Raw genomic sequence first — 17,233 nt, forward strand, 5'->3', positions numbered from 1 at the left:
TTCCCTGGACTTTTACGAACAGGGCATCGAGTATGTGGCGTAGTCGATATGCATGCACAACCGGACGATGCTATTTTTCTGCGGTATAATATGTAGGAATTACCGTCTATCCCGGTCATACGGTATATGAGGCTTAGCGCTCGGCCTGAAATGCAAAGCGCTACCTGCGCCGGATCTGTTTATCAGTCCTACTCATACCGCTCAGTGGAATCATGATTACCAAGCTGAGTAGCTCGGCCGCCACCCGATCACCAATTCCTTTCGCGCCGTTTTTAGCCTCGGCGGATTGCCAAGCATGATATCCGGCATGCCCATACAGGGGAGCATGCCAGCTTCCTGGCTACTGGCAATCAGAGCCGCCTCTCTCTCCACCTCCATGGTAGCCACTGTGTCTATCCAAGGACTTTCACTAATAGTGATTTATCCCTTCGCGTCTGGATCTACCGCCAGCACTGGCCTTGCTAGCTGTAAGTAGCCTGATCTTGTCCATCTGCTCTTATTGGCAGCGGCTTTCTTAGTATCTGTCTACGGTTGGCGAGGCAGGTCAGGAGGAAGCGCCCTGCACCATCTCACGCACCTTGGCTGCCAGTGCATCCATGGCGAAGGGCTTAGTAATAAGGTACATATCAGGCCCAAGATAATCTTTTGCACGCGAACCTTCGGCATAGCCTGTTGCGAATAACACTTTCAAGGCAGGCCGATGCTGCCTGGCGATCTCAGCAAGCTGGCGACCGTTCATGCCGGGCAGTCCTACGTCAGAAATCATTAGGTCAATACGCTGCCTGCTTTCCAAAAGGGGAATAGCCTCTTTGGCATCCGCGGCCTCCAGAGTGGCGTAACCCAACTCGCCAGGCAGCTCAACTACAAGTGCGCAAACCACAGGCTCATCTTCTACGATCAGAATGGTTTCGCCGGCTCCCATGGGTGCTAGCGTTTCATGCCCTGCCGACATCCCAGCCACATCGCCGTTAAAGCACGGCAAATATAGCCGGACACTGGTACCTGCGCCTGGCTCTGAAAGAATCTGGACATACCCCTTGGCCTGTTTGATATAGCCATACACCATGGAAAGCCCCAACCTATGCCCTGCCCGATAGGTTTAGTCGTAAAAAAGGGCTCAAATACTTTGGCGAGGACGCTGGGCGACATGCCGGTCCCTGTGTCCGTTACGGACAGAACAACATAGTCGCCCTCCTTCAGGCCCGTCAGTTCAGGTTCGTGCTGCTCCTGGTGAAAAAGAGAGGTCGCCAGTGTAATCGTACCCCCCTCGGGCATAGCATCCCGGGCATTGATAACAAGATTGATCACTGCACTTTCCAGCTGGTTGACGTCCATGCAGGCAAGGGGCAACCCAGGGGTCAGTTCGGTGGTTACCGTTATATTTACCCCTGTCGTACGCCGGAGAAAGTCCTCTAGAGAAACGACCAGTTTATTGATATCGACGGGCTGGAGATCTAGGGCTTGCCGTCGGGAAAACGCCAAAAGGCGTTGGGTCAGCGCAGCGGCCCGTTGCGCGGAAGTAACGGCTGCTTCTATATAGCGTTCAAGGCCTTCAGCCCTGCCGGTCTGGTAACGTCGCTGCATGAGTTCGAGACTGCCGATGATGCCAGCCAGAAGGTTATTGAAGTCATGGGCGATCCCTCCCGTCAACTGGCCAACCGCCTCCATTTTTTGCGCTTGACGCAGCGCTTCTTCTGCCTTGCTGCGTTCGGCCACTTCAGTTTCTACGCGCGTCCCCAGGTTTTCGTTGAGCTGGCGAAGCGTATTTTCGCTAACGCGCAGTGCTGCTTCGGCATGCTTGAGCGCACTGATGTCGGTACAGGCTCCAGCCACATGAGAGGGCTTACCCGCAGCGTCTCTGAATACCTTGCCTTTGCAGGCAAGCCATTTTTCAGTACGGGGCCGATACAGGCGAAACTCCACAGAAAAATCATCGCCTCGCATAGAGCGGTCAAACGCCAGCCGCACCCGCTCCTGATCTTCAGGGTGAACATGCTCCAGAAAACGTTCCACCGTATCGAGGGCCTGTCCCGGCGGTAGATTGAAAAGCTGCTCCAGGGCATTATCGAAATACAGGCTGCCGTCATCCAGATACCAACTGAACGTACCGGTACCCGACGCCAACAGCGCTGCACGAAAGCGCTCATCGACATAGTCCAGCTTGGTCCTGGACTGCTGCTCATCTAGAACTTTCTGAGTAACATCTTCTGTTTGATGAATAATGTAGCGGACCTCACCCTGCTCATCGAGCACCGGCGTGTTGAGCGGACTCCAATAGCGTACTTCGAAACCGCCACCTTCGGACTCAGGCCTTGGAATATCGTATTTGGTAATAGCCATTCGATCTGGCAGGCGGGTTTGTAATACGCGCTCCAGCGAAGCGCGTAACACGCCAGCCCCAAACTCTGCACGCTCATCAGGGTTTTTTCCAAAAACCTCGAAGATCGAGCGGCCAATACAATCCTCCCGCCGGGTATTGGTTGCGCGTAGTCGTGCATCACTGGCAGCAAGCATGATGAAATCAGGGTCAGCCGACAGCACCAGGTTAAGGTTCGGAAGCACTTCGAATAGAAGTTTAAAATCTAACTCTTGCTTCATCAGAGACCGTAAATGCCTTGTCGTCAGGCCGAAATCAGTGGATGCCACCTTCTAAGACATGAAGCAAGGGCATAGGTGCGGCAGCACAGCCTTGAGAAATATCATCTTTCAATCTAGCGGATCCTGGTCTTAGGGTTGCCTCTCCTGGCCCATGAGATACTGTCCCATGCTTATAGCCCCTCTTGCGCTAAAGAATGTCGGCTGTAAAACGGTGCATGTCGGTCACAGACCCGCCAGCAGGCCGATCCGGTTCTAGAGTGCAGGAGTGCTGCATAACCAACCCTGCATGAGGCCACGCCGCTTTATTCCAATAATACGTGCGCCTGTTCTTTCTGCCCGTGACGAACTCATCCTTATGGAGCGTGATCATGACCCAGGCAGTGCCCGAATCCGTCAATACCTCTACCTTGCGTAAAGTTATTACCGCCGCCTCGATCGGTAACTTTGTCGAGTGGTTCGACTTTGCCGTCTATGGCTTTCTGGCTACGATTATCGCCGAGCAGTTCTTCCCAAGCGGTGACCCAAAAGTAGCGTTACTCAAGACCTTTGCCGTATTCGCCGTGGCGTTCGCCTTTCGTCCCTTGGGTGGTATCGTGTTCGGTATGCTGGGTGATCGAATTGGCCGCAAGAAAATCCTGGCTCTTACCATTCTGCTAATGGCCGGCGCAACAACGTTGATTGGCCTGCTACCCACCTATGCTTCTATCGGCGTGCTGGCACCACTGATGCTAACGGTTATCCGCTGCGTGCAGGGGTTCTCTGCTGGAGGCGAGTATGCCGGTGCCTGCGCCTATGTAATGGAGCACGCCCCTCGTACTCAGCGTGCCACATATGGCAGCTTTATACCCGTCTCGACCTTTTCGGCCTTTGCCTGCGCCGCCGTAATCGCCTATGCCTTGAATGCCACACTTAGCCAAGAGGTCATGGCCAGCTGGGGATGGCGCATACCCTTTCTTATCGCCGCGCCGCTAGGCATCGTCGGGCTTTACCTACGCATGCGCTTGAGCGAAACCCCGGCCTTCCAGTCTCTGGAGGCCCAGCACGAGGTAGCCCATGCGCCCCTGCGCGAGACGCTCAAATCCCACGGCGGCGCTATGTGCCGCCTGGGTGCCTTCATCTCCGTGACAGCATTATCTTTCTATATGTTCACAACTTATTTTGCGACCTACTTGCAAGTCGCCGGCGGGCTCGACCGTGCGTCTGCTCTATTGATTACTGTAATTGCCCTGCTCTTTGCCGCCGCCTTCTGCCCAGTGGCCGGACGATTTTCGGACCGAGTTGGTCGCCGGGCCACAATAGCGACCACGTGCCTGCTACTGATCGTGGTTGTTTACCCTTCCTTCATGATGGCCAGTTCGGGCGCTATGGGCTTGTCGATCATAGGCGTCCTTTTGCTGGCCGTGGGTGCCGTCCTGTCTGGTGTGGTGACGGCAGCTCTGCTGTCAGAAACCTTTCCTACGCGTACGCGTTACACCGCTTCCGCCATAACTTACAACATGGCCTACACGATTTTTGGCGGTACTGCGCCACTGATGGCTACGTATCTAATCAACGAAACCGGGAGTAACCTGGCGCCAGCCTACTACCTGATCCTGATCTCGGTGATGGGCTTGATCGGTGGAATAATGCTGCCGGAGACGTCAAAGATTTCACTGGGTGACGCCGGTGCCCCCACTACGCCGCCTCTGGCGTCTGCGTCCACTTTGGCGACCTGAGCCTACCGCCTTAGTCAAAGCCGCCTGCGGGCGGCTTCTTTATTTCAAGCTGACATTATCCTGAACATTTATCTTCTACTGCTCTTTCGAGGGGAACGGGCCTCTTGCTCAAGAGTCACCTGTAAATGACTCGACTACTCATCAAGGAGATAACGATGACCACTCAATACGATCCCCTCGCCGCCACTCACACGGAACAACAGAATCTCGACCAGCCTAACGTCCAGGGAGCTGAGCGGGCCGCCTCGCTGGTAGGCGGTGGATTGCTCCTGTTAGGCGGCCTGCGACGGGGCGGGCTTTTGGGACTGGCGCAAGCCGCCTTGGGCGCCATGGTGACGGCCCGCGGCGTGACCGGCCGTTGCAAAGCCAAGCAGGCCCTGACGCCAAGCCCATTCGAAAGTCAGCTACAGCAGGAGTATGGCTGGACCAATGCTGAGGCTATTTCCCGCACCATTACCATCGGCAAACCACGCGAAGAGGTTTATGCCTTTGTACGCAGCGTCGAGAACCTGCCTCTCGTCCTACGTCGTGTCGAGCGCGTCCAACAAATGGACACTACCCATTACCACTGGATAGCCCTAGGCCCGCAAAACCGGACTGTAGAATGGGATGCACACATTGAACAGGACGTACCGAACGAAAAGATCGTTTGGAGCACTGAGTCCACAGCGTATATGCAGCACAAGGGCACGCTGCTGTTCAAAGATGCGCCTAACGGGCTCGGCACTGAACTCCAGGTCATCCTGGCATGCGAACCGCCTGCTGGTACGGTGGGTTATGCGGCTGCCAGCCTGATCAGCCAGTTCTCCGGGCGCGAGCTTAATCTGGACCTGCGTCGCCTCAAGCAACTGCTGGAAACCGGCGAAATTACCCATAGCCTTGTGACTACAACCATGAACAAGGCTGAGCGCATGGATAGCCCTGCATCGGCTACCTCAACTGAAGGTCAACCCTACGTTGGAGGGTCTATCTGATGCGGGCGTTGACATGGCAGGCACCTAACAAATTACAGGTCGATACTGTTCCGGACCCGGAAATCATCAATCCAAGGGATGTAATTCTGCGGGTTACGATGTCGTCCGTATGCGGATCGGACTTGCACCTGTTGGATGGCTATGTTCCGGCGATGAAACCCGGCGATATTCTCGGTCATGAGTTCATGGGCGAAGTGGTCGAGGTTGGCTCAGGCATTAGCCAGTTCAAGAAGGGCGATCGGGTTATTACGATTTCAATCATTGGATGTGGTGACTGTGAGTTCTGTAAGCGCGACGATTTTTCGTGCTGCGACAACTCCAACCCCAACCCCCAGGTTACCGATCTGGCCTACGGGCAACCCTGTAGCGGCATTTTTGGCTATAGCCATGCGTTCGGCGGCTATGCCGGCAGTCATGCTACCTACATTCGCGTGCCATTTGCCGATGTAAACCTGTTCAAGGTACCGGATGGCATTACCAACGAGCAGGCGGTGTTTGTATCTGACGCCGCACCAACGGGTTATTTTGGTGCCGACAATGCCGATATCCAGCGTGGCGATACCGTTGCCGTCTGGGGCTGCGGAGGTGTAGGCCAGATGGCCATTCGCAGCGCCTATCTGCTAGGTGCCGAGCGAGTTATCGCTATTGACCGTATCCCTTCGCGCCTGCGCTTGGCCGAGGAAAAGGCCGGTGCGATCGTCATCAACTATGAAACCACCAATGTTCACGAGGCGCTGCTCGAACTCACCGGTGGACGCGGCCCTGACCGCTGTATCGACTGTGTGGGTATGGAGGCGCATGGCACTCAGCTCGATTATGCCTATGACAAGGCCAAGCAACTGATGCGCTTGCATACCGAGCGCGGTACAGTATTGCGCCAAGCCATCCGGGCTTGCCGCAAGGGCGGCACGGTGTCCGTGCTGGGCGTGTACGGTGGGCTGATGGATAAATTCCCCATGGGTGCCATTGTCAACAAGGCGTTGACCCTTCGCTCCGGGCAGCAACCGGGACAGCGGTATGCCAATAAACTGTTTGAGCATATCCAAAAGGGCGAGCTTGACCCTTCCTATCTGCTGACACACCCCATGAGCCTGGAAGAGTCGCCACGGGGCTATGAGCTGTTCAAGCACAAGGGTGATGAGTGTATGCGCGCCGTGTTTATGCCGTAAGGAGCCTAACTGTGAGCGATGATCATGATCCCGAGGCGCCCTCCACCTCCAAGCTGATTCAGGCCAAGCAACAGTGGGCCCGGGAAGGTCGCTATCTAACGGGTCAAGTCGCTCGCCCAGAAACGGAGCGGCTTCCGCCAGGCCAGCACTTGGTCAAGAACTGGCCTGTCCTGGATCTAGGCGTAAGGCCTGCGGTATCGCGGGAGCGCTGGCGGCTGGATGTTACAGGAGCCGCCGAAAAACCGCAGGTGTGGGACTGGGAAGGGTTCATGGCGCTTCCTCAGTCTCGTCTGGTGAGCGATATCCACTGCGTGACAAGTTGGTCACGCTATGACAATCAATGGCAGGGTGTAACCACACAGGATCTGCTCGAAGCCATTCGCCCACGTCCCGAAGCCCGGTTCGTGCTGCTGTACTGCAACGATGGCTATACCACCAACCTGAGTCTTGACGATTTCGCCGCTCCAGGTGCCCTGCTGGCCCATAGCTGGGAGGGCAATCCGCTTACGCCTGAGCACGGCGGCCCGGTACGGCTGATAGTCCCGCACCTGTACTTCTGGAAAAGTGCCAAATGGATTCGGCGAATCCAGTTTCGACTCAGCGATACGCCTGGATATTGGGAGGAGCGCGGCTATCACAACCGCGGCGATCCTTGGCGGGAAGAGCGTTATTCAGATGATTAACCCAGGCTTGATAAGCCTGGGCTCATTGCACCTTACACAGGGAAAAACCGGTTAAGCGCCTGCTCCAGATCATCCGGGCGGAACGGTTTGGCCAGGACAGGACGGCTTTGCCATTCCATAGGCAATCCGACCACACCATAGCCGGTGGAGAACATGAAAGGAATGTTCCGTTCGGCTAGCTTTTCCGCGATGGGAAAGATCTCTCTCCCGCCAACATTCACATCAAGGATGGCCAAGTCGAAGGTGCCGGTCTCAGCCAGGCGCATGCCGTCATCAAATTCTGCCGCCACGCCTGCAACCTCATATCCGAGTTCGTCGAGAATATCCTCGAGCAGCATGGCAATCAGTGTTTCATCTTCAATCAGCAGGACGCGTCTACGAGTAGTGGTCAAACGAAGTTTCCTTTCGGCCTGTCCTGCAGGCACGTCAACGGTATCAGTAAATGGGACTCCACACCTTCAGGTGCGAAGGTATTTCTAACCTGCCCTTTGAGCTCCCGTATAATACTACGCTCGATCAACCGTGTACCGAAGCCTTGCCGCTCAGGTGGTTGAACAATCGGGCCCCCACGTTCCAGCCAGCGCAGGTCCAGATAACGCGAACCCTTCGCCGTCTCATCCAAAGCAACCCGCCAACGGACAGTCAGGCAACCGTGCGCCACGGAAAGCGCGCCATACTTGGCGGCATTGGTCATCATTTCATGAAAGACCAATGCCAGCGTCAAGACCTCACGGGGTTCCAACTCAAAATCCTCGCCCTCGAGCACAATGCGTCCGCTATCGGAACCGTCCAAAGTCATCCGATAAGGAGCGAATTCCTGTTCTAAAATATCCTTTAGACAAGCGCCCTCCCATTGGCTATGGGTCAACAGGTCATGAGTCCTGCTCAGGGCCATAAGCCGTGCATTAAATGTCTCACGATAGGACCGGTCTGGGCTGGCATTGCGCAAGCTGTACGTGGCAATGGATTGTACGGTCATCAATGTATTCTTGACCCGATGGTTCAATTCATTGATCAACAGGCTTTGCTGGGCCTCTGCAGCCTTATGCCGACTGATATCTACCAGCATATTGACGGCACCGACCACAGTACCCTGGCTATTACGCAAGGGAGTTGGAAAGGCAGCAAAAGGAATCTGGGTTCCGTCCTTTCGGACAAGAATGGCTTCTTCGCCGTTAAACGCCCTGCCCGTTTGCAAAGTTATCGTTATTGGATATTCGTCAGGAGGAAGAGCTTGTCCATTCGGACGTAGCACTTGCCACGAACCGCACCAACGACATTCACCCAATTGAGGACGATAACCCCATAACTTTACTGCGGCCTCGTTATAGAACGTCAGGTAGCCTTGAGCGTCCGTGGTGTATACCGCCGTAGCCAGCCCCTCCAGAACCTCACGTAAATGCTGCTCACTTTCACGCAGGGCCTGCTCGTCTTTGCGTCGTTGCGTAATGTTACGTGTCACGCCAAGCTGGGCACGCTGGCCGTCAGGTAATGTCAACGGTACCGCATGAGTCTCCATGTGATGGCGAATACCAGTCAGGCCGATAATGTCAAATGTCCAGCTCAACGACTCGCCTGCACATACCCGCTTGTGATTGAGAGTCCATTGTTCACGATCTTCCGGCGCGATCACGTCGTAAATCGAGGCGCCCAATACAGACAACAGGTTATCGACTCCCAGCATGCATAACCCGGCCTGGTTCATCTGGATCAGCGAGCCATCCTCTCTCACCACCTTGATGCATTCGGGCGTAGCCTGGACGATTCCTTCCAAAAATGCTTCGCTCTGCTGCAATAACAACTCACTGTGCTTACGCGTCGTGATGTCATGAAAGCAACTGATAGCGCCCTGCACAACGCCTTGACCGTCGATCAAAGGGTTGATATCCACCTGAACCCACCGCTCCCTCTGACCAGGCAGGACCACTTGAATCTCACACTCCTTGAGTGCCAGACCTGAAGCGAGCACTCGAGCCACAGGAGAATCCTCTGGCGGCATAGGCGTGCCATCGGCATATAGAAAATAGTTGGCCCACACGGAAAACCGGTCTTCCGGCAACGGCCGACGCCCCCAGAGCTCCACTGCCTTACCGTTATAACGCACGATAAAACCTCGGGCATCGCAAACGAAAGCAGCGGCCGGAAGATAGTCGAACATCGAGTCGGCCAGCAGATCGGAGGAGACATAGTGATGAGCGGCACCAACGTCGGAGCCTTCCAACGGGTTTTGCATAGGTGAGTAACCAGGCCCGGGATCAGAAGAAGTCTTTGATTGTACCGGCTCAAACGGTAGAACCGTCAGGGCAAACGGGATGAACGGTTAATCTTGAGACTCCGGCCCCGTTTGTTCTTCGTCGGAATAAGCGAACTTAACGAAGTGCAGGGGCTTCAAATCATCAGCATTTGTTGTAGAGCGTACTGATGGGTAAGGATTATTCTCTCGCAGACTGGCATCGCATCCTGATAGGCGAGACACCCTGGACGTTTCTGATCGAAGTCGTCATTCGGGCCGGTCTAACCTATGTTCTGATTATGTTGGCCATGCGCCTGCTCGGGCGACGGGTAGCTTCACAATACACGCTATTCGAGCTGTCCGTAGTCGTAACGCTGGCAGGTGCCATTGGGGTGCCGTTGCAGGCTCAAGAGCGCGGTATGCTGCCACCATTGATCATTATGGCCGCAGTCATCATCTTCCAACGCGTGGCTGCACGCCTGAGCATGAAACATTCAAAGGTAGACGGCATTGTATCGGGCAAGGTAATGACGGCCCTCGATAATGGCCGCCTGCATCTAGACGTACTGCGTCAGACCGTCCTATCCCGTGAAAAGATTTTTTCCCTGCTGCGCATGCGTAATGTGCAACACCTGGGGCAATTGAGTCGCGTCTATATCGAACCTTCCGGATCGTTGTCCGTGGTTTGGACCGATCAACCCTGCCCGGGTCTTCCCATCATTCCAGAAACTGACCAGGAGCTTCGAGAGGCAGCCGCCAGTAATGATCATTATGCCTGCAGCAGTTGTGGCCATACCGTCAAAGCCAAAGAAAAGCCGGATTCACCTTGCGATTTTTGTCAGAGCACACTCTGGATACGGGCAGCTGTTGAACTGGAGGACTAAATGCTCAACGTAACCGCATGGGACTGGCACCGTATTCTGATAGGCGATGCCGCCTGGCCCTTTACGATAGAGATCCTGCTACGCACTGCAATTATTTACCTCTTATTGCTTGTGATGATGCGGCTCATGGGACGCCGGGTAGCTGCACAGCTTAGCGTCTCGGAGTTGGCGGTCATGATTACGCTCGGCGCGGCCATTGGCGTACCACTACAAACGCCGGAAAAAGGTATTCTTCCAGCCGCTGTCCTACTACTGACCGCGCTGATTTTTCAGCGTGGCCTATCCTTTCTGTCTTTCAAAAAACGTGCAGTCGAGGTCGCCGTACAGGGAGATGCAACTGTACTGGTAAAGGATGGCCGCCTGGTCCTGGACAATGTTGCCAAAGCTCGCCTTTCCCCCGAGCGCATCCACTCTGAATTGCGCTCCCAAAACATCCAGCATCTGGGTGAGGTACGCCGCGTTTATCTTGAGTCATCGGGGCGCTTCAGCCTTATCAAATACCGCACCCCTTATTACGGTTTGTGGCTCCTGCCGACACCTGACCCAGAGATGAGCAAACGCATACAGGTCAACAATCACTACGCCTGTACACGCTGCGGACATGTCATTCAGTGTGAATCTCAAACTCCACAGGAGAAGTGTGACTGGTGCGCCAATGAGGAATGGTTACCGGCCGTGAAACGGCTGGGTGTGAAGATGGAGGAAGAGGAAGCTCAGAAGACCGAATGACAGACCGGGTCCCCTTTTCCGAACTTTCGGGGACAGCACTCATTCTACTCAACATGACGATTAACAGCCCGCATGGATAGGGGCACTTAAGACTTTGTACCTTTCCAGTGAGCCCCCTGATGATAAAAGACTACGAACAGATCTTTGACCAGCCGGACGCCGTCTCAGAGGCCAGTGACCCCGTAGACCTCGATTGCGTGATTGTAGGCGCCGGTCCGGCCGGGCTAACGTCCGCCATCTACCTGGCACGCTTTCACCGCACTATTCTGGTAATAGACAGTGGAGCCAGCCGAGCCGCCTTGATTCCACTTTCCCATAACTACCCTGGCTTTCCACCTGGGATTTCGGGCAAGGGACTCCTGGAGCGGCTTCGCGAGCAGGCCCGAACCTACGGCGCCCGGTTCGAAGAGGCGCATGTCGACGATATCCAACAAACATCAAACGGCTTCGAAGTGTTTTATGGAGGCCGAAGCGTTATAGCCCGGCGTGTCTTACTGGCAACCGGGATCGAAGATGAATTACCTGATATGCCGGGTGTATACGATGCCATTGCTGCCACCTCGATCCGACTCTGCTCCATCTGTGACGGGTACGAGGTGAATGGAGACAACGTCGCTGTGTATGGCGAGGCGGAGTGCGCCATTTCGCATGCGGTGTTCCTGCGTACGTTCACGGATCGCGTTACTGTAGTGATTCATGGCGAGCCCAAGGCCTGCAACGAAGCCCTGGCCCTTGCGGAGCATTACGACATTCGACTGATCAGTGACAGTGTAGAGAGTATACGTTTGTTGCCTGAGCGCGGTGTGGAGCTGCGCACCTGCAAGGGAGAGGTGCATCACTTCGATATTGTCTATCCGTCGCTGGGCTCACGGGTCCGCTCGGACCTGGCCATACGCTTAGGCGCTGAAACCGATGAGACCGGGGCACTGATCGTTGATGATCATCAACGCACCTCAATTCCTGGCTTGTACGCCGCCGGTGACGTGGTCAAGTCGCTTAAACAGATTAGCGTAGCAACAGGGCATGCGGCGCTGGGTGCTACAGCCATTCATAACAGCCTGGAAACAAATCCCTGGACTACCCCCTGCCCCGGCACGGTGTGAGCCGTCTGCTTATAGGCATAAAAAAGCCAACCTCGGGGTTGGCTTTTAACTATAACCGCGATCATTACTTCTTAGCGGTCTCACCAGCTTCAGAGCGTGCCATAAAGGCCATGGTCACCTCCGGCAGATGCTCACGTACCCAATCAGCCATGGCAATTTCCTGCGGCAGAATCTGCTCGCACACCCGCTTGGTTTCCAAATCGCCTGCCGCTTCAGCCGCTGAAATAAGAACGGTATACATGGCAATTTCAACATTTTCGAATACATAACTTGCCATGGAGCCTTTCACAACCTCATCGGTCATGAACATACCACCCATGGCCTGCCCCATCGCCATAAACTTGCCGGTAAAATCCTTCATGGTCGAAGGGCTGGTACCCAGGCGAGTCAGACAACCTTCGATCAGTTGCATCTGAGATTGAGTTTCTTCGATGTGCTGCTGAATCCGCGCAGACAACTTGGGATAGTTCTCCAAACGCTCCAATTGGCCCTTGAGCATCTTGTCCGCTTGTTGCTCCATACCATGAGCGTCTTTGAGCCAGTCGATAAGATGTTCTTGACGAGTAGTCATGTGTCTTCACCTTTCAATAGAAATTGAAGTTAACAGGACGAAGCGTTTTATTCACGAAAGAGCATATAACCTCAAACATGGCGCTCTCAATACAACGGGTTTCTTCATTGAAAGCACTATGCGCCCTACTTCCTACCACGCTATTTACAGCGCTTCGTTTTAAATTCGCATTCGCTATAAGTTTCGTACAGTAAGTTAGTCAGCAGGCGTACAGCCAAAGTTCGAGCGAAGCTACTGATCGGTACGCTTCTCGCCAGGAGAGTTTTTTAAAAGATCTAGAGCGTGCCCTAAAAGGGCTCTACCACAGGGCTTACAAAGCCTTTCCTCTTGTTTTTTAAGCAATAACGCCAAAAAGAAAAACACCTCTATAGTTTGACAACGTTTATACAGACAGAACAAAAACCATTGGTGAGTCACAACAAGACTCATCATTCACCCATTTTAAGTTCCCTCCTTATTTTCCCGCCTGTCGGTTGGGCGAAATCTTACTGGCCAGCCCAAGTCCATTTTCAAGCATTGCTTCTTGAATAGAGACATTAACAAGGCGCTAAAAGGACTTGCCCTTTCCGTGAACCTGAACGATGGAGGGTAGTAATGGATACGTTTTCCGGTCTTCTGGATTTGAAAGGTACACCGCTGGACAAACAGCGCTTTACCTGGCGTGAAATGGCTACACGGCCTATCAGCAAGCTGGATGATGATGCAACTACACGCATCCGCATCATCCTTATGAACGGCATCGAGACCGAAGCCTTGCGCCTCAAGCATATCGGTGCGCGGTTTCATCGAGAGCTACAACCGCATCTCGCTCATATCCGTCGTGTCGAGCAGCATCAGGCAACAGCAATTAACTGGCTCATCTCCGGTGACCACTCTCCCCTGGAAACCACCATTGCCTATGAACAGGTCGCCATCGAAGTAACAGCGGCGGTCGCTCAGAACGAACCGGACCCCTATCAGGCACAGTCTTATCGCTTCGGCTTGCTGGAAGACTTTGACCATCTCTACCGTTATTCAGCCATGTACGACCGGCTCGAAGGCAAGGACCCTAACAATATTCTGCAAGGCTATACCGACATTATCCCGGGCCGCCCCACCAGTCAGCACCACCGCAACCCCAGCGATGATTTACGGGACAGCTATGACAAAACCACGGCGCAGCTGATTACCAAGATTCATGCGGCCATGATTACCAGTTCCGAATACCAGACGCACGACTATTACATGAACATTGGCAATACGTTTGCCGATCCCGTCGCACGCGCCTTGTATGCCGAGATCGCCTCCGTTGAAGAACAGCATGTAACTCAGTACGAGTCCCTCATGGATGCCAGCGAGACCTTTATGGAAAAGTGGCTGGTACATGAGGCGATGGAAGTTTATGCCTATGCCAGCTGTGCGGAGCAGGAAGAAAATCCACGTATCAAGGCGCTCTGGGAACGCTTCCTGGACTATGAACTGGGTCACCTGGAGTTCGCCAGTGACCTCTTCAAGAAATACGAGCGCCGCGATCCAGCCGAAGTCCTGGTTGGTGCCCTGCCCAAAATGCGCCCATTGAAACGCAATCGGGATTTCGTGCGGGAGACTCTTTCCAAGGAAGTTGACCTGCGTGCCCATGGCATTGATTACGTGCCGAAAGAGAAAGAGGACAAAGCGTCCCTTGATTACCGCAACCACCTCAATTCCGAAGGCATCCCAGCTGACATTGCCTCCGCCGGCTATGTCTGGACGCCTGGAACCGAACTCTTTCGCAAACCGTGAGGACTTGCCATGACTACTTCCGCTCCCCTGGGACTCAATAAAACCGGTGCTCAAATGTCACCGGAAGACACCAAGCGTCAGATCGAAGCCACTGAACAATTTGGCCCTGATGTTCCCGGCGATGTAACACGCATCACCGAAGAGCGCATCAAATTTATCCGTGAACATGAAGCCATCGATGAACAGATTGGTTCCGTTCCACCGCCTGGCTCGGTAAAAGGCGTATTGAAGACTGGCCTCGACAAGATGATGGGTAAGAACCCAGAGTTATTGCTCGACAAGTTGGGTGAGCGTCTGGCGTATGAGCGAACTGGCGTACGCTTATACGAAGCGTTTATTGCCAAGGTAATGGCCGCACCGGATGCACGCCCTGAACTTCTAGGTAAGTTGAGGGAAATCCAGGTTGAAGAAGCCGAGCATATGCTGCTGCTCAAGAAGTCCATCGAGACCTTAGGCGCCGACCCCACCACCATGACACCCTGCGCCCATGTCTCCGGCACTATGGCACAAGGCATCATTCAGGTTCTGACCGATCCACGAACCAATATGGCTCAGTGCCTGAACGCCATGCTTACTATCGAACTGGCCGATAATGCAGCCTGGGAGCTGCTGATCGAGTTAGCCCGTCAAGCGAATCATCCCAACATCGCCTCTAGCTTCGAGGAGCCTATGCGCCGAGAAGAGGAACACCTCGCTACAATCAAGACGTTGCTACGAGACGAACTCAAGGTTCAGTTGAGCTGATAAACGTGCAACAAACCAAAGGCCCGTTAAGCGGGCCTTTGGCTACACCTTAGGATTGTGGCAAGGGTGTATACGGTGTAACCGGCAATGCACGTTTGTGATGCGAACCGTTGTAGTACTTCAAAATCACCTCGATAGCATGATCGCTGATCTTCTTGCCCTCCAGGAAGTCATCGATTTCCGCATAGCTGATGCCAAATGCTTCTTCGTCCGGCTTACCAGGCGATAGGGACTCCAGGTCAGCGGTCGGCACTTTGTGTACAAGATTATCCGGCGCACCCAGATACTCACAAACCATACGCACGCGGCGCTTGTTGAGTCCATGCAAGGGCGTCAGGTCGCAGGCACCATCACCAAACTTGGTGTAGAACCCCATCAGTGCTTCTGCACCATGGTCTGTGCCGATAACCAGCCCCTTGTGCGCCCCCGCTACGGCATACTGGGCAATCATACGTTGACGGGCTTTGACGTTGCCCATTACAAAGTCCTGGTGTGCCTCATCCCGGAACGCCATTTCGGCTCCCTTCAGACCTTCCAGCATACCGTCTGTGGCGGGCTTGATATTGACGGTAAGCACCTTGTCCGGCTTGATGAATTCGAGGGCGCGCTGGGCGTCTTCCTCGTCACGCTGTACGCCATAAGGCAGACGCATCGCAAAGAACTGAGCGTTGTATCCTTCCTTACGTGCTTCCTCTACCGCAAGCTGGGCCAGTCGCCCGGCGGTGGACGAATCGACGCCGCCACTGATCCCTAGGACGTAGCTCTCCATGCCGGACTGCATCAGGTAATTCTTGAGGAACTGAATACGAAGCGCGGCTTCCTGTTCGGCATCGAACTCCGCTGGTATTTCAAGTGCCTGAATAATCTCGCGCTGAATGGACTCGTAATGATCTGACATGCGCTTAGCCTCTCTCTCCGTGTAGTCGTGCATGGTAAGTGGGAATGTTCGTCAGGCTGTACACCGCTGCAGCCTGCTGTACGTCTTCTCGCTCACCAGGAAAGTGTTCCGTGTGGGTAAACACGACCAACTCACCCTGATGCCGAAAGCCCCAGGCAAAGCATACGGTGCCCGCCGGTATTCCATCCACCCCATCCGGGCCGGCAAGGCCCGTGTTAGAGATGGCGACGCCAGCATCGCTGTCCTTCAACGCACCGATAACCATTTCCCGGGCTACTTCCTCACTGGTCAGGTTATAAGTGTCGATCGTTTCCTGACGCACGCCCAGCAGACGTTTCTTAGCGGCGGGCGAATACACAACATAACCGGCATCCAGGCAAGCACCACTGCCTGGGACTTCGGATAACAGATGGATCACCTGCCCTGCCGTGCATGACTCTGCTGTCACGAGGAGAATGTCATGGGCTTTTAAATGATCGAGTACTGGCTGAATATTGGCTTTCATGAGGGCCCCTTAAGACAGGATACGCTTTCAGGTATGAGAGGCTAAGCCCGGGCAAGTTCGATGCCTCCCTATTGTCATGTCTGCAAGGGCTACAAATCCGCAGGCGTATCCACATCCTGAAAGATGCCGGGATCGTCTGTTTTTATGCAGCGTAGCCTACCCTGCTCGAAAAGGACGCGGCCGCCCCGGTCACCGCTTAGTCGGCACAAGGCCGTGTAGTAGTCGCGCCCAAAGCCGACGGGGTTACCGTAGCGCCCGGCTGCCTGCGGAACCGTGATTTCGTCAGGCGCTATAAGGGCAGCAACCTGCTGTAGGGTCTGCGGTCGGATAAAGGGCATGTCGCCCAAAGCGATAAGCCATCCGCGATGATCAGGCTCGGCGGCAACAGCTTGGGCCAGCGTCTCGCCCATACCACACGTAGCCACTTCAAGGATGGCAAAGCCTTCAGCCCGTGCCAGGGCGGCAACATCGGCATTATCAGGACGCGTTACAACCAAACGTCGATCCCCAATTCCGACTAACGAGCGCAGTGTGTGTTGCAAGACGGGTCCTGCTTCTCCGGAAAGCCCTACGCATGTTGCCAGCAGCTTGTCGGTGCCTGCTTGGGCGCGAAAGCGGCTACCCTGACCCGCTGCCATTACAATCACACACAACGTATCGGCCATA

15 protein-coding genes and 1 pseudogene are annotated in these 17,233 nt (G+C 54.6%); 9 read left to right on the forward strand and 7 right to left on the reverse strand.

The window, feature by feature from the left end:
• Positions 1–544: 544 nt before the first annotated feature.
• Positions 545–2,598 (reverse strand): annotated as a pseudogene (locus tag IQ22_RS17645) (ATP-binding protein).
• Between the two features lie 368 nt (positions 2,599–2,966).
• On the opposite strand from IQ22_RS17645, the gene IQ22_RS17650 reads away from it, so the two are divergent.
• The 4 genes from IQ22_RS17650 to IQ22_RS17665 all read left to right on the forward strand — a co-directional run bounded on the left by IQ22_RS17650 (position 2,967) and on the right by IQ22_RS17665 (position 7,139).
• Positions 2,967–4,313 (forward strand): MFS transporter, encoded by a 1,347-nt coding sequence (locus tag IQ22_RS17650; RefSeq protein ID WP_145144433.1) that lies wholly within the window; start codon positions 2,967–2,969, stop codon positions 4,311–4,313.
• A 155-nt stretch (positions 4,314–4,468) separates the two neighbouring features.
• Entirely contained in the window at positions 4,469–5,287 is an 819-nt protein-coding gene (locus IQ22_RS17655; protein ID WP_158635452.1) for an SRPBCC family protein, read from the forward strand.
• Positions 5,287–6,456: a zinc-dependent alcohol dehydrogenase gene (locus IQ22_RS17660; protein WP_145144437.1), complete on the forward strand. Its 1,170-nt coding sequence runs from the start codon at positions 5,287–5,289 to the stop codon at positions 6,454–6,456. The genes IQ22_RS17655 and IQ22_RS17660 overlap by 1 nt, the downstream gene beginning before the upstream one ends.
• A gap of 11 nt (positions 6,457–6,467) precedes the next feature.
• Positions 6,468–7,139 (forward strand): sulfite oxidase-like oxidoreductase, encoded by a 672-nt coding sequence (locus tag IQ22_RS17665; RefSeq protein WP_145144439.1) that lies wholly within the window; start codon positions 6,468–6,470, stop codon positions 7,137–7,139.
• Positions 7,140–7,171: 32 nt separating this feature from the next.
• Here the strand turns inward: IQ22_RS17665 and IQ22_RS17670 are convergent, their stop codons facing one another.
• Complete coding sequence (locus IQ22_RS17670; RefSeq protein WP_145144442.1) at positions 7,172–7,531, reverse strand: response regulator; 360 nt, start codon at positions 7,529–7,531, stop codon at positions 7,172–7,174.
• On the reverse strand, positions 7,528–9,372 hold the full coding sequence (locus IQ22_RS17675) for a PAS domain-containing sensor histidine kinase (RefSeq protein ID WP_145144444.1): 1,845 nt from the start codon (positions 9,370–9,372) through the stop codon (positions 7,528–7,530). Before IQ22_RS17675 ends, IQ22_RS17670 begins: the two co-directional genes overlap by 4 nt.
• Positions 9,373–9,560: 188 nt before the next feature.
• Here IQ22_RS17675 and IQ22_RS17680 point away from each other — a divergent pair, with 188 nt between their 5' ends.
• The 3 genes from IQ22_RS17680 to IQ22_RS17690 all read left to right on the forward strand — a co-directional run bounded on the left by IQ22_RS17680 (position 9,561) and on the right by IQ22_RS17690 (position 12,088).
• Positions 9,561–10,256 carry a DUF421 domain-containing protein gene (locus IQ22_RS17680; protein WP_145144446.1) on the forward strand — a complete coding sequence of 232 codons (696 nt, stop codon included), beginning with the start codon at positions 9,561–9,563 and terminating at the stop codon, positions 10,254–10,256.
• Positions 10,257–10,985: a DUF421 domain-containing protein gene (locus tag IQ22_RS17685; RefSeq protein WP_145144448.1), complete on the forward strand. Its 729-nt coding sequence runs from the start codon at positions 10,257–10,259 to the stop codon at positions 10,983–10,985.
• A 119-nt stretch (positions 10,986–11,104) separates the two neighbouring features.
• On the forward strand, positions 11,105–12,088 hold the full coding sequence (locus IQ22_RS17690; protein ID WP_145144450.1) for an NAD(P)/FAD-dependent oxidoreductase: 984 nt from the start codon (positions 11,105–11,107) through the stop codon (positions 12,086–12,088).
• 64 nt (positions 12,089–12,152) lie between these two features.
• On the opposite strand, the gene IQ22_RS17695 is transcribed toward IQ22_RS17690, so the two are convergent.
• Entirely contained in the window at positions 12,153–12,659 is a 507-nt protein-coding gene (locus IQ22_RS17695) for a ferritin-like domain-containing protein (protein ID WP_145144452.1), read from the reverse strand.
• A gap of 594 nt (positions 12,660–13,253) precedes the next feature.
• Here IQ22_RS17695 and IQ22_RS17700 point away from each other — a divergent pair.
• Entirely contained in the window at positions 13,254–14,420 is a 1,167-nt protein-coding gene (locus IQ22_RS17700) for a ferritin family protein (protein ID WP_145144454.1), read from the forward strand.
• Positions 14,421–14,429: 9 nt separating this feature from the next.
• Positions 14,430–15,164 carry a ferritin-like domain-containing protein gene (locus IQ22_RS17705; protein WP_145144455.1) on the forward strand — a complete coding sequence of 245 codons (735 nt, stop codon included), beginning with the start codon at positions 14,430–14,432 and terminating at the stop codon, positions 15,162–15,164.
• Between the two features lie 49 nt (positions 15,165–15,213).
• On the opposite strand, the gene nadE is transcribed toward IQ22_RS17705, so the two are convergent.
• From nadE to IQ22_RS17720, 3 genes are all read right to left on the reverse strand, one after another.
• Positions 15,214–16,062: an ammonia-dependent NAD(+) synthetase gene (nadE, locus tag IQ22_RS17710; protein ID WP_145144457.1), complete on the reverse strand. Its 849-nt coding sequence runs from the start codon at positions 16,060–16,062 to the stop codon at positions 15,214–15,216.
• A 4-nt stretch (positions 16,063–16,066) separates the two neighbouring features.
• On the reverse strand, positions 16,067–16,567 hold the full coding sequence (locus tag IQ22_RS17715) for a CinA family protein (protein WP_145144459.1): 501 nt from the start codon (positions 16,565–16,567) through the stop codon (positions 16,067–16,069).
• An 89-nt stretch (positions 16,568–16,656) separates the two neighbouring features.
• Entirely contained in the window at positions 16,657–17,232 is a 576-nt protein-coding gene (locus IQ22_RS17720; protein WP_145144461.1) for a nucleotidyltransferase family protein, read from the reverse strand.
• Between the last annotated feature and the right edge of the window lies 1 nt (position 17,233).

The organism is Pseudomonas duriflava (assembly GCF_007830155.1).
Classification (GTDB): Bacteria; Pseudomonadota; Gammaproteobacteria; order Pseudomonadales; family Pseudomonadaceae; genus Chryseomonas; species Chryseomonas duriflava.

Coding starts and splice junctions, on each gene's coding strand:
- IQ22_RS17650 (WP_145144433.1), top strand. CDS start 2,967: ATGACCCAGGCAGTGCCCGAATCCGTCAATACCTCTACCTTGCGTAAA.
- IQ22_RS17655 (WP_158635452.1), top strand. CDS start 4,469: ATGACCACTCAATACGATCCCCTCGCCGCCACTCACACGGAACAACAG.
- IQ22_RS17660 (WP_145144437.1), top strand. CDS start 5,287: ATGCGGGCGTTGACATGGCAGGCACCTAACAAATTACAGGTCGATACT.
- IQ22_RS17675 (WP_145144444.1), bottom strand. CDS start 9,372: ATGCAAAACCCGTTGGAAGGCTCCGACGTTGGTGCCGCTCATCACTAT.
- IQ22_RS17680 (WP_145144446.1), top strand. CDS start 9,561: ATGGGTAAGGATTATTCTCTCGCAGACTGGCATCGCATCCTGATAGGC.
- IQ22_RS17685 (WP_145144448.1), top strand. CDS start 10,257: ATGCTCAACGTAACCGCATGGGACTGGCACCGTATTCTGATAGGCGAT.
- IQ22_RS17690 (WP_145144450.1), top strand. CDS start 11,105: ATGATAAAAGACTACGAACAGATCTTTGACCAGCCGGACGCCGTCTCA.
- IQ22_RS17695 (WP_145144452.1), bottom strand. CDS start 12,659: ATGACTACTCGTCAAGAACATCTTATCGACTGGCTCAAAGACGCTCAT.
- IQ22_RS17700 (WP_145144454.1), top strand. CDS start 13,254: ATGGATACGTTTTCCGGTCTTCTGGATTTGAAAGGTACACCGCTGGAC.
- IQ22_RS17705 (WP_145144455.1), top strand. CDS start 14,430: ATGACTACTTCCGCTCCCCTGGGACTCAATAAAACCGGTGCTCAAATG.
- nadE (WP_145144457.1), bottom strand. CDS start 16,062: ATGTCAGATCATTACGAGTCCATTCAGCGCGAGATTATTCAGGCACTT.
- IQ22_RS17715 (WP_145144459.1), bottom strand. CDS start 16,567: ATGAAAGCCAATATTCAGCCAGTACTCGATCATTTAAAAGCCCATGAC.
- IQ22_RS17720 (WP_145144461.1), bottom strand. CDS start 17,232: ATGGCCGATACGTTGTGTGTGATTGTAATGGCAGCGGGTCAGGGTAGC.